The organism is Propioniciclava sp., from assembly GCF_029977985.1.
In the GTDB taxonomy this organism is placed as follows: Bacteria; Actinomycetota; Actinomycetes; order Propionibacteriales; family Propionibacteriaceae; genus Propioniciclava.
Window position 1 is genome coordinate 1 of the sequence record NZ_JARKOT010000289.1, and the last position, 10,606, is coordinate 10,606.

At 71.9% G+C, this 10,606-nt stretch carries 11 protein-coding genes and 1 pseudogene; 8 read left to right on the forward strand and 4 right to left on the reverse strand.

Annotated elements, in window-relative coordinates:
- Positions 1-127: 127 nt before the first annotated feature.
- Complete coding sequence (locus Q1K57_RS15295; RefSeq protein WP_300084202.1) at positions 128-1,744, reverse strand: carbohydrate-binding domain-containing protein; 1,617 nt, start codon at positions 1,742-1,744, stop codon at positions 128-130.
- A gap of 125 nt (positions 1,745-1,869) precedes the next feature.
- On the reverse strand, positions 1,870-2,340 hold the full coding sequence (locus Q1K57_RS15300; protein WP_300084204.1) for an RpiB/LacA/LacB family sugar-phosphate isomerase: 471 nt from the start codon (positions 2,338-2,340) through the stop codon (positions 1,870-1,872).
- A 134-nt stretch (positions 2,341-2,474) separates the two neighbouring features.
- Here Q1K57_RS15300 and Q1K57_RS15305 point away from each other — a divergent pair, with 134 nt between their 5' ends.
- From Q1K57_RS15305 to Q1K57_RS15320, 4 genes are read left to right on the forward strand one after another with little or no spacing between them, the layout of a single operon-like run.
- Positions 2,475-2,957 (forward strand): MarR family transcriptional regulator, encoded by a 483-nt coding sequence (locus tag Q1K57_RS15305; protein WP_300084206.1) that lies wholly within the window; start codon positions 2,475-2,477, stop codon positions 2,955-2,957.
- Positions 2,958-2,976: 19 nt separating this feature from the next.
- Positions 2,977-4,194, forward strand: a complete 1,218-nt coding sequence (locus Q1K57_RS15310) for an ArsA family ATPase (protein WP_300084208.1) — start codon at positions 2,977-2,979, stop codon at positions 4,192-4,194.
- Positions 4,191-4,406, forward strand: coding sequence for a hypothetical protein (locus tag Q1K57_RS15315; protein ID WP_300084210.1), 216 nt, complete (start codon positions 4,191-4,193; stop codon positions 4,404-4,406). The genes Q1K57_RS15310 and Q1K57_RS15315 overlap by 4 nt, the downstream gene beginning before the upstream one ends.
- A 3-nt stretch (positions 4,407-4,409) precedes the next feature.
- Positions 4,410-5,585 carry an ArsA family ATPase gene (locus tag Q1K57_RS15320; protein ID WP_300084212.1) on the forward strand — a complete coding sequence of 392 codons (1,176 nt, stop codon included), beginning with the start codon at positions 4,410-4,412 and terminating at the stop codon, positions 5,583-5,585.
- Here the strand turns inward: Q1K57_RS15320 and Q1K57_RS15325 are convergent.
- The gene (locus Q1K57_RS15325) at positions 5,574-6,461 is read right to left on the reverse strand and encodes a TetR/AcrR family transcriptional regulator (protein WP_300084215.1); all 888 of its coding nucleotides are present in this window, start codon (positions 6,459-6,461) and stop codon (positions 5,574-5,576) included. The two genes, Q1K57_RS15320 and Q1K57_RS15325, sit on opposite strands and share 12 nt — an antisense overlap.
- A 61-nt stretch (positions 6,462-6,522) precedes the next feature.
- On the opposite strand from Q1K57_RS15325, the gene Q1K57_RS15330 reads away from it, so the two are divergent.
- The 3 genes and pseudogenes from Q1K57_RS15330 to Q1K57_RS15340 form a co-directional block, all read left to right on the forward strand.
- Positions 6,523-6,987 carry a hypothetical protein gene (locus Q1K57_RS15330; protein WP_300084217.1) on the forward strand — a complete coding sequence of 155 codons (465 nt, stop codon included), beginning with the start codon at positions 6,523-6,525 and terminating at the stop codon, positions 6,985-6,987.
- A gap of 5 nt (positions 6,988-6,992) precedes the next feature.
- Positions 6,993-7,466 (forward strand): flavodoxin domain-containing protein, encoded by a 474-nt coding sequence (locus Q1K57_RS15335; protein WP_300084219.1) that lies wholly within the window; start codon positions 6,993-6,995, stop codon positions 7,464-7,466.
- A gap of 30 nt (positions 7,467-7,496) precedes the next feature.
- Positions 7,497-8,795, forward strand: a pseudogene (locus Q1K57_RS15340) (MFS transporter); the annotation flags it as partial.
- Positions 8,796-8,819: 24 nt separating this feature from the next.
- Here the strand turns inward: Q1K57_RS15340 and Q1K57_RS15345 are convergent.
- Positions 8,820-9,416 (reverse strand): HAD-IA family hydrolase, encoded by a 597-nt coding sequence (locus tag Q1K57_RS15345; protein WP_300084223.1) that lies wholly within the window; start codon positions 9,414-9,416, stop codon positions 8,820-8,822.
- Between the two features lie 88 nt (positions 9,417-9,504).
- On the opposite strand from Q1K57_RS15345, the gene Q1K57_RS15350 reads away from it, so the two are divergent.
- Positions 9,505-10,606 (forward strand): DUF2207 domain-containing protein (locus Q1K57_RS15350; protein ID WP_300084225.1); only part of this gene is annotated, 1,102 nt, incomplete at its 3' end.

Consider the following 10,606-nt stretch of genomic DNA (forward strand, 5'->3'; position numbering starts at 1 on the left):
CCCTACCTGTCCCCGCCCCGCCCCCGTGTGGCGGTTGGGGCTCACGAATAGGGCGCTGTAGCGCCCCATTTGTGAGCCCCAACCGTCGCACGGGGGTGGCCCCCAACTGTCACACGGGCTGGGTGCTTCAGGGACGCCCACCGCCCATCTGGCCGCCTCCCATGCCGCCGCCCATGGACGTCGCCAGGGCCGCGGCGGTGCCGGTGGCGGACGACGACCCTGCGGTCACGGTGTAGCTCACCCCCTCCGTGAGCCCCACGAGGGTGAGGCTGCTGCTGTCCGCGGTGGCGGTGTAGGTCCGGGTGGACCCGTCGGACCCCGTCACCGTGACGGTGTCGCCGGCGGAGACGGTCAGGTTGGCGGTGATGCCGACGGTGGTCGTGCCGCCGTTGACGTCCACGGCCATCTCGGGCGAGGACGGCGCGCCCTCGACGATCAGCAGGCCGCCGGTCACGTACGCCGAACCGTTCGAGTCGAGCCCGTCGGAGTTGACGTTGTCGATCGTCACGACGCCGCCGGCCACGGTGACGACCGAGCCGTCGTCCGACTCGGAGTCGGCGTTCTCGTAGCCCTCGATCACGTAGTCGCCATTGGACGCGTTGATGCCGTCGTCGCCGGAGTGGATGTTCACCACCCCGCCGTTCACGGTGATCGCGGCCGCCTGGATGCCTTCGTCGGCGGCGTCCACCTCGACCGTGCCGTCGTCGACGGTCACGGAGACCCCCCCGTTGATGCCCTTCGGCGCCTCCTCGGAGTTCTCGCTCGTGGCGTTGGCCGAGCCGCCGCCCGCGGTGATGGTCAGGTCGGTGCCGGCGACCGTCACGTCGGTCACGGCCGCGATCCCGTCGTCTCCCGCGGTCACGGTGACGGACGCCGCCCCCAGCGCCACGAAGCCCTGGGTCTCGTCGGAGTCCTCGCTTGACTTGAGGCCGTCACCGCCGGCGTCCACGCTGAGCGTGCCCGACTCGACGACCACGTAGTTCTTGCCCCGGACGCCGTCGTCCACCGCGGTCGCGGTGATCTTCGTGTCTCCCGTGATGACGATGCCGTTCGAACTGGAGATGGCGTCGTTGCTGTTGCCGGTGACGGTGAGCGCCCCCGTGCCCGTGATCGTCAGATCGTCGGAGGAGTAGAGCGTCGCGGTGGGTGCCTCCTCGGAGGTGTCGGCGTAGGTGGCCCCGTCGGCGAGCGTGTTGGTGGACCCCTCGGCGAGCACGAGGATCAGCTCACCCGCGTCGGTCACGTTGACGGCCGGGCCGTCGGCGTTCGTGATGGACGCCCCGTCGAGGACGATCCGCACCTCGGCGTCCGGGGCGGTGACGACGATCTCGCCGTCGCTGAGAGTCCCGGAGAGCACGTACGTGCCACCGGCGGTGATCGTGATGGTGGAGCCGTCGACGGTGACGCCGGCGGCGTCCGTGCCCGCGACCGTCGAGCCGCTGTCGGACAGCGTGATCGTGGTGGCCGTGCTCGCGTCGTAGGTGCCGGCGTCGTCGGCGTCGGTGGACACGTCGGCGATCTCGTCGTTGGCGGCCAGGATGTCGGCGACGCTCGCGCCGGTGGTGGCGGACATGACGGACGCCGAAATCGTGGTCCAGGCGGTGTCGCTCGAGGACGAGCTGTCCGTCTGGACGGTGGTCGCGCTGGTGCCCGACGTGAGGTCGGTGGACACGGAGCAGCCCGCCAGCAGGGCGGTGGCTGCGACCGCGGCAGCGATGGCCCGGCGGAACGTGTGGCGCTTCATGGGAACTCCTCGGTGGTGGTGGCCCGGAGCCGGCTGGCTGTCCGGTGCTTCCCTTTGAGGGTGGGCCACCCACCGGTGAGGATGCGGGGAGGTTCCTGTGCGGTTCCTGTGAGGCGCGCGGGCGTTCAGCCGAGTTGGTCGAGAGGCACGAGGTGCCGCTTCGAGATCTCCCGCACCTTGTCGACGCGCTTGATGTACTTCTCGGTGTTGAGGAAGTCGGTCGTCATCCAGACGCGCACGATCTCGAGCGCGATGGCCGACCCGATGATCTTCCCGCCGAGGCAGAGCACGTTCGAGTCGGTGTGTTCGCGGGCCAGGCGGGCGCAGAAGGGATCCTGGCAGACGACGGCGTCGACGCCGGCGATCCGGTTGGCGATGAGGGCCGAGCCGTAGCCCACGCCGTCGACGAAGATCCCGCGGTCGACCTCGCCGCGGCCCACGGCGAGCGCCGCCGGGTAGACGTGGTCGGGCAGGTCGGCGGGGTCGGTGCTGGGCGCACCGAAGTCGACGGTCTCGTGGCCCAGCTCGTGCAGAAGCTCGGCGATCTCTCCCTTGAGGAGGAAGCCGGCATGGTCGGACGCGAGTGCGATACGCATGCTCCACCGTCCCAGATCGGACGCCCGCTGGGGTAGGTTCCCGCGCAGCCGCCCGGATTCTTCCTTGCGGGCGCGAAACTTCGCGTCTAGAATCATTTTTGCTTCGACTCTCGAACGAACACGAGGAGGACGTCATGGTCGCCCAGCCCGACCCGCAGCACCTCCTTTTCGACTACGCCGAACGCTTCCGGACCCTCCTCACCGCCGACGCCTGGACGCGCCTGATGATGGATCTGTCCCGCAACGACTTCCTCACCCTCCTCCTGCTCCACCGCCGCGGCGAGGTGCGCATGAGCGACGTCGCCGAGTACCTGGACGCCCCCCTCAACACTGCGACCGGCGTCGTCGCCCGCCTCCAGCGGCGCGGGCTCGTCGACCGGCACCACTCCCCCGACGACAAGCGCGTCGTCGTGGTGGCCCTCTCGACCGACGGCGCCGACCTCGTCCGCCGCAGCCTCTTGGACTGGACGCACTTCGCCGGCCGCGTCCTGTCCTCCCTCACCGCCGAGCAGGTGGACGCCGTTCTCACCGTCCTCGACCGGGTGCTCGGCGTTCTCGCCGAGGACGCCGCCCCGGCCGCTCCGCGCACCGCACCCCGCCGCATCCCCATCGATTGACCTGAGAGAAGGACCACCCATGCCACCACGCGCCAAACTTCGCTACGCGAACGATTCGCGCCCAGAAGGAGCGGTCGAGCGCATCATCCTGCTCACCGGCAAGGGCGGAGTCGGCAAGACCTCCCTCGCCGCGGCCCACGCCTGGGCCTCCGCCGCCGAGGGCAAGCCGACCCTCCTGGCGTCCATGGACGCCGCCCACAACCTCAGCGACCTCTTCGGCACCCCACCCGCGCCGACGCCGCGCGAGGTCGCCCCGAACCTCCACATCTGCGAGATCGACGCCGTCCGCGTCCGCGAGGACGATTACGCCCATGTGGTGGACGCCGTCGCCTCCGCCCTCGTCGGGGTCGAACGCGGGCCGGACGACCCCGTCCTCGACGTGCCGGGCCTCGACCCCCTCTTCTACCTGCTCAAGGTGGACGAACTGGTGCGCAGCGGGCGCTACGCGCGCGTCATCCTCGACCTAGCCCCCACCGGCGAGACGCTCGCCCTGCTCCAGATGCCCGAACTGCTGCGCTGGTGGATGGAGCGCCTGTTCCCCCTGGAGCGCGTCGCCGTCCGGGTGTTGGCGCCGGTGTCCGAGCGCCTGTGGCGCGTCCGCCTGCCCGACGCGCGCGCCGTGGACGACATCGAGCGCCTCTACCTGCAGCTCCGCTCGATCACCGACCTGCTCAAGGACGCCGACCTCACGTCCGTGCGGCTGGTCACGCAGGCCGAGCGGATGGTCGTGGAGGAGAACAAACGCAGTTACCTCGCTCTCAACCTCTACGGCTACGCCGTCGACCACGTCTTCGTGAACGGGCTCTACCCCGCGGAGGTGGGCGACGGGTTCTTCGGCGCGTGGATCGACGCCCAGGCGGCCCACCTCGCCGACCTCGAGGCGGCCTTCGGCCACGTGCCCAGCACCCGGATCCCCCGGTTCGCGAGCGACATCGACGGCCCCGAACACGTGGCCCGGCTCGCCGGCCTGCTGGGGAGCGACGCCTTCGGCGTCCGGCCCACCCGGCGCGAGGCGTGGGCCAAGACGAAGGCGGGGGGCGTCCTCACCCTGCCGCTGCCGCACGCCACCCGCGACGACCTGACACTCACCCGCGCCGGCCACGACCTCGCCCTCCGCGTCGGCGGCGTCCAGCGCAACATCCCCCTGCCGGCCTCCCTCCTCGACGCGGACGTCTCCTCCGCGCGGTTGGACGCCGGCGTCCTGACCATCACCTTCACCCACGAGGAGGAATCGTGAACCCCGAGACCATCCGCCATCTCACCCTCGCCCGCCGCCACGCGCACCAGGCCGTCACGGCGCTCGTGCCGGCATCCGCCCGCGCCCACCTGGACGCCATCGCCCGCGAGGCCCGTGCCCTGCTCGTGGACCTGCTCGCCGAGCCGGCGCCGGCGGCGTCCGACCCCGGGGCGTCCGCCCGAGCGAACCACCGCATCGACATCGAGGAGTGAGCCATGCGCATCCTGCTGTTCACCGGGAAGGGCGGCGTCGGCAAGACGACCGCGGCCGCGGCCACCGCCGTGCGGCTGGCCGAGTCGGGACGCCGCGTGCTCGTCCTGAGCACGGACCCGGCCCACTCGCTGGGCGACGCCTTCGGGCTCCGGCTTCGCAACGAGCCCACGCCGGTGACCGAGCGCCTCGACGCCGCCGAGATCGACGCGCTCGCCGAGAACGACCGCGCGTGGGCGCGGCTGCGCGCCTACCTCGGACGTGTCGTGGCACGCATGGACACCGACTCGATCGCCAACGACGAGATGCTGCTGCTGCCCGGCCTGGGTGAGCTGTTCAGCCTGCTGCGCATCCTCGACCACGCCGACGCGGACGCCTACGACGTGCTCGTCGTGGACTGCGCCCCCACCGGCGAGAGCCTCGCGCTGCTCACCTACCCGGAGAAGCTGGGCACGGCCCTGGAACGGGTGCTGCCGATGAAACGCGCAGCAGCCCGCGTGCTGCGCGGGCCGGTCGAGAAGCTCACGTCGGTGCCCATGCCCGAGGACCGGCTGTTCGACGACGTCACGACCCTGGTGGACCGGCTGACCCGGCTCGGCGACCTGCTGCGCGACGACGCCCGCGTGAGCGTCCGGCTGGTCACCACGCCGGAGCGCATCGTGATCGCCGAGGCCCGCCGCGCCTACACGTGGCTGACCATGTACGGCTTCACCGTCGACGCGGTCGTCCTCAACCGCCTCTTTCCGGACGCCGCGCTCACCGGCTACTTCGCCCCGTGGGCCCAGGCGCACGCGGCGGGCGTCCGGCTCGTGCACGCCAGCTTCGGGCACCTGCCGGTCTTCACCCTCGAACTGCAGCCGGCAGAGGTCGGCGGATTGGACGGGCTGCGCGCGGTCGCGGCACTGCTCTACCCGGAGGGGGTGGATCCGGCAGACGTGTTCTACCGGGGCCGGTTCGCGACCGTGGTGAAGACCGACGCCGGTCACGAGCTGCACCTGCGCCTGCCGTACGCCGACAAGGCTGACCTCACCCTCACCCAGGACGGGGGCGACCTCGTGCTCTCCTACCGCAACGAGCAGCGGCGCTTCGCGCTGCCGGACTCACTGGCGGGCGGCGAGGTGACCCGGGCACGCTCGGTCGAGGACGGTTTGGTCCTGTCGGTGACCCGGTCAGGAGGCTGATTGAGCCGTGGCCCCCGCCCAGAGCGCGTCGAGGGTGCCGGCCACGTCGGCGAGGGCGGCGCGCAAGCGCGCGACGCGGGCGTCGTCCCAGGTGACGGCTGGGTCGGGCTCGGTGGCGTCCAGGAAGAGGGACGCCGCGGCCAGCCCGGCAGTGTTCCACTCGGCGACCCGGCTCGTCCCGAAGGGGGCCAGCGGGCGGGTCGCGGTGACGGCGTCCGGGTCGGACCAGGCCCGCACCACCATCCCGGTCACCGTGGCGCTCACGGCGTCGGCGAGGGCGTCCCAGCCGACGGCGTCCGGATCACGGAGGCGGCGTCCCAGGAGCGCGGCGACCGTCGCGAACACGCGCGCCCGGCGCTGCGTGAACGTGCGTTCGGTGTCGCGCAGGGCGGCGGCGATCTGGGTGCGGACCTCCCCCTCGGGCAGACCGATGTGCGCCGCGCGCAGCACGATGTAGGCCTGCCAGCGCGGCGAACCGACCGTGGCGGCGAAGTCGGCGACCATCGTCGCCCGCTCCACCTCGACCAGGGCGTCGAGGCGGCCTTGCTCGGTGTCGAGGTGAGCGAACGCCTCGTCGGGGATCTCCTCGATCGCCGAGACGAGGTAGCCCAGGTCGGAGGTGATGGGCGCGCGAGCGAGGCGCAGCAGCAGGTCGGCGGCGAACTGGTCCTTGGTCGGCCAGCGGCGGTAGGAGGACGTGCGCGAGACGCCGGCCTCCTTGATGAGGTCCTCCATGCTCAGGTGCTCGAGGCTGAGCGACAGTCCGTGTTGCCGGACGAACTCAACGCCCGCGGTGAGCATGCGCTCCTCGGTCTCGGCGTCGGAGAGCCTCGGGCGGCGACCGGGGTTTCCCCTGAGGTGCAGGTCGGCGGGCATGGCGCTAGTATGACACATGACATTTGGTATTCCGAATACCAAATACCGATTGGAGAGACCCATGCCCATCCACGCCCTCGCCGGACACCTCGCCGCGACCGCCACCCCGCTCGCCGCCGTCCTCGCCCTGCTCTACGCCCTCGCGCCCCGACTCCGCCGCGGCCTCCGCTGGCCGGCCCTCGCCGCGGCCGCGCTCGCAGCGGGAACCTGCATCTGGGCCGGAGCCGCGGGCTCCGACCTCTACCGCACCTACGTGGACACGGTCGGCGCCGACGCCCTGCGCACCACCGCCTACGTGCACGCTAAGGCCGCCGACGACCTCACGATCGCCGCCGGTGCGCTGCTGATCGTGCTGCTCGCGGTCGTCTGGCGGCCCCTCGCTCCCGACCGCCCGCGCTCGGTGGGGCAGGTCATCGCCATCGTGCTCGTGACGCTGGCCGCACTCGCCACCTTCTGGACCACCTGGACCACGGTCTCCCTCGCCCTGGAGTCCGTGTGGGCCCACCACACCGCCTGGAAGGCCTGATCGCCATGAACGTCCTCGTCATCGTCGAATCCTGCTTCGGGAACACGGCCGCGATCGCCGACGCGGTCGCCGCCGGCCTGCGCTCCGCGGGCGCCGTCGCGACTGTCAGCGACGCCGCATCCGCTCCCCCGCTCGCCAGCCACGACCTCGTCGTCATCGGGGCACCCACGCACAACCTCGGGCTACCCACCCCGGCCTCCCGCCGGCAAGCCGTCGCCCATGGCGGCAGCGCCCCCGCGACGGGCGTGGCCGAGTGGTTGGGGGGCGTCGGACGCCTCGCCATCCGGGTGGCCGCGTTCGACACCGCCGTGCCGGGCGCTTTTTCCGGATCGGCCGCGAAGAAGATCGCGACGCGCGCGCGGCGCCTCGGAGCCACCGTCAGCGGGCGGGAGAGTTTCACCGTCTCCGGCAGCCCCGCCGTGCTGACCGACGGCGAACTCGACCGGGCCCGGGCCTGGGGTGCCTCGCTCGCCGGGTGAGGCCGGCTTCACAGTCAACGACCCCCACCTCCAGCGGCTGCGCGCAGCCCGCGCCCCGGGGCGCGCCTGAGGGTGAATCCGGCCTCGCATTGCCGGACGACACCCCTGCCCGCCGCCCACAGGCGTAACGTTTCAGCCGTGCCGTTCTGGTTGGTCTTCGTCGCCGCTCTCGCGTGGGGGCTGCAGTTCGCGTTCCTGATGCCCGCCCTCGCGCTGCTGCTCGTCGAGATCTACGGCGCCACCGACGCCCAGGTCGGCACGGTGTTGATGGTCTTCAACACCGCGGCGCTGGTGGCGTCCACCGTCATCCCGGTCCTGGCCGACCGGAAGCGGAACTACGTCGCCCCCCTGGTGATCGCGGCGGTGCTCACGTTGGCGCTGGTGGGTTCGTTGGCGGCCACCTCGTCGCTCTGGGTCGCGACCGCCGCCCTCGTCTCCTTCGGCGCCCCCGCGGGCATCGGCTTCGTCATGCTGTTCGCGCTCATGCGGCACTCGGGCGAGACCAACGACCGCATCATGCAGGCCCGCGCGACGGTCTCGTTCGCGTGGGTGGGCGGCCCGCCGCTGGCCACCTTCGTCATGGACCGCTTCGGGCCCCGGGCGGCGTTCATCCTGATCGCGATCGTCGCCGTCGTCAACCTCGTCACGGCCCTCGCGATGCGAGCCCACCCCCGCACCGCGGCCGCCGCTGCCCTCGCCGCCGATCCGGGCACCACCGCCGACACAGCGCAAGGCGATCCGGCCGGAGGGCGTCCGGTCCCCTGGGGGTTGGTCGTGACCGTGATGATCGTGTTCGCGCTGCTGCAGGCCACCAACAACGCGGGCGTCTCGGTGATGACGCTGTACGTCACCGAGACCCTGCGGGAGCCGCTGTTGTGGGCGGGCATCGTCCTCGGCGTCGCGGCGCTCGTCGAGATCCCCGGGCTCCTGGCGCTGGGCAAGCTCGAAGGCCGTTTCACCTATCGCCGGATCATGCTGGCCGGATGCGTCGCGGGCATCGCGTACTACGCGGTCATGGCGTTGGCCGGCGGCATCTGGCCGGCGATCCTCGCCCAAGTGCTCAACGCGTCGTTCTACGCGTGCGTCGCCGGTCTCGGGCTCACGCTCTTCCAGAGCATGATCGACCGCCCCGGCCTCGCGACCGCCCTGTTCTCCAACGCGGGCCGCGTGGGGGCGATTCTGTCGGGTGCCCTCATCGTGGCCGGCACGTCGACGCCGTTCGGGTACGCGGGCGTCTACCTCCTCTCGGCGATCATCACCGCGCTGGCGGTTCCCGTGGTGGCGGCGTCCTTCGGGCGCGTGCCGGCGCCGGCACCGCCGCGCGTCTGACGCTCAGCAGGCCGAGCCCGAGGCTCAGACAGCCACCCCGTGCGCCGCGATGAGCGAGCGCAGGTACCCCGTGCCGCGGTCGAGGATCATGTGCTCGGCCTGCAGCCCCGCCGCGCGGGCGGCCACGACGTGGGGCTCGGAATCGTCGATGAACAGGCACTCCGCCGGCTCGGCGTCCAGCCGCCCCACGATGGTCGTGAAGAACCCCTGGTCGGGCTTCGCGAAGCCGATCTGGAAGCTGTAGAAGGCGCCGTCGGTGTGGTCCTCGTAGCCCAGGGTGTCGATCATCCGCTGCCCGCGGACCGGGTTCTGGTTCGTCGCGAGGTACACCCTCACCCCGGCCGCACGCACGTCGTCGAGCAGCTCGAAGACGCCCTCCTCGACGGCCGACCCGCTCCACGCATCCAGCAGCTCGTCCGCGGTCGTGCTGACACCGCGCTCGGCGAACAGCGCCGCCAGTTCGTCGCGAAAGCCCTCGCCGCCGGCCAGGTAACGAGCCTCGATGGCGAACAGCTCGTCGCGCGTCACCTTGCCCTGCAGGAGGGCCTCCCGCGCCTCCCGGAAGCCGCGGTTGCGCTGGGTGACGCCGTCGGCGTCCAACAGGAGGGTGGTGATGGCCATGGGAAGCTCCTTCGCTGCGGTCGGCACCAGACTACGGGTCCGCGGCCCCACTCGGCACAGCCCCGGGCGGGCCGGTTAGGGTGGCCGAATGCGCACCCCGCGTCACCGGCTGGTCGCCGGGCTGCTCGCCGGGCTGGCGACGCTGGGGTGGCTCACGGGCTGCGCGCGGGCGCCGGAGGGTCCCGACGTCATCCGGAATCTCGACACCGAATACACGATCAACGCCGACGGGACGGTCGACGTCGTCCAGACCTACGACTGGGTGTTCGGCGGCGACGGACGCCACGGCATCGTCGTGACCATCGCGACCCGGGAGGCCTGGGACGCCGATCCCACCCTCGGCGTCGTGTACGACATCACGCGGATCGACACCACCAGTCCGACCGGCGCCCCGGCCGACCGGACGCTCGAGGTCGTCACGTCCGGCCGTGTCTCGGGCTACGCGGTCCGGATCGGCGACCCGGACCAGACGGTGCGCGGCCGCGCCCAGACCTATCGGGTCAGCTACCAGATCGCCGGTGCGCTGCGCACCTTCGACGGGGTCCCCGAACTGCACTGGGATGTCACCAGCGAGGACATGCCCACCATCCAGCGGTTCACCACCACGGTCCGCGCGCCCCAGGGCATCACCCGGGCCCACTGCTACGTCGGGGACCGCGACTGCGCCACCGCCCTCGCCGACGGGGTCGCCACCCTGAGCGGCTCCGAGGCAGCCGTCGGAGACACGATCACCGTCGCCGCCGCACTGCCCGCCGGGAGCGTGGCCGGCGCCGAACCACGGCTCGAATCGCCCTTGTCGGTGGAGTCCGAGGTGAGCGCCATCGACGCCACGGCGACTGTCCATCCCGACGGATCGATGACCGTCGAGCAGACCATGGACTGGGTGTTCCCCCGTGGGCGCGCCAGCCTCTGGTTCACCCTGCCCGAGCGCCAGCCCTGGTCCACCGGCGAGGACCTCGTCCGTTCCTACTCCGGCGTCCAACTCCTCCTCGACGGACGCCCGCTCGAAGTCGAACCGTTCGGCTACACCTCCGGCCGCAGCAACGAGTCGGTTCGCCGGGCGATCGCGCGGCCCCAGCCCCTGAACCGGCGCGACCGGGAGCAGTTGGTCGATGTCTTTGCGGCAGCCACGGACGCCACGCTGGGGCGCTACGCGGCGGCCGACGCCGGTTCGCGCCGCGGTGGCGCGG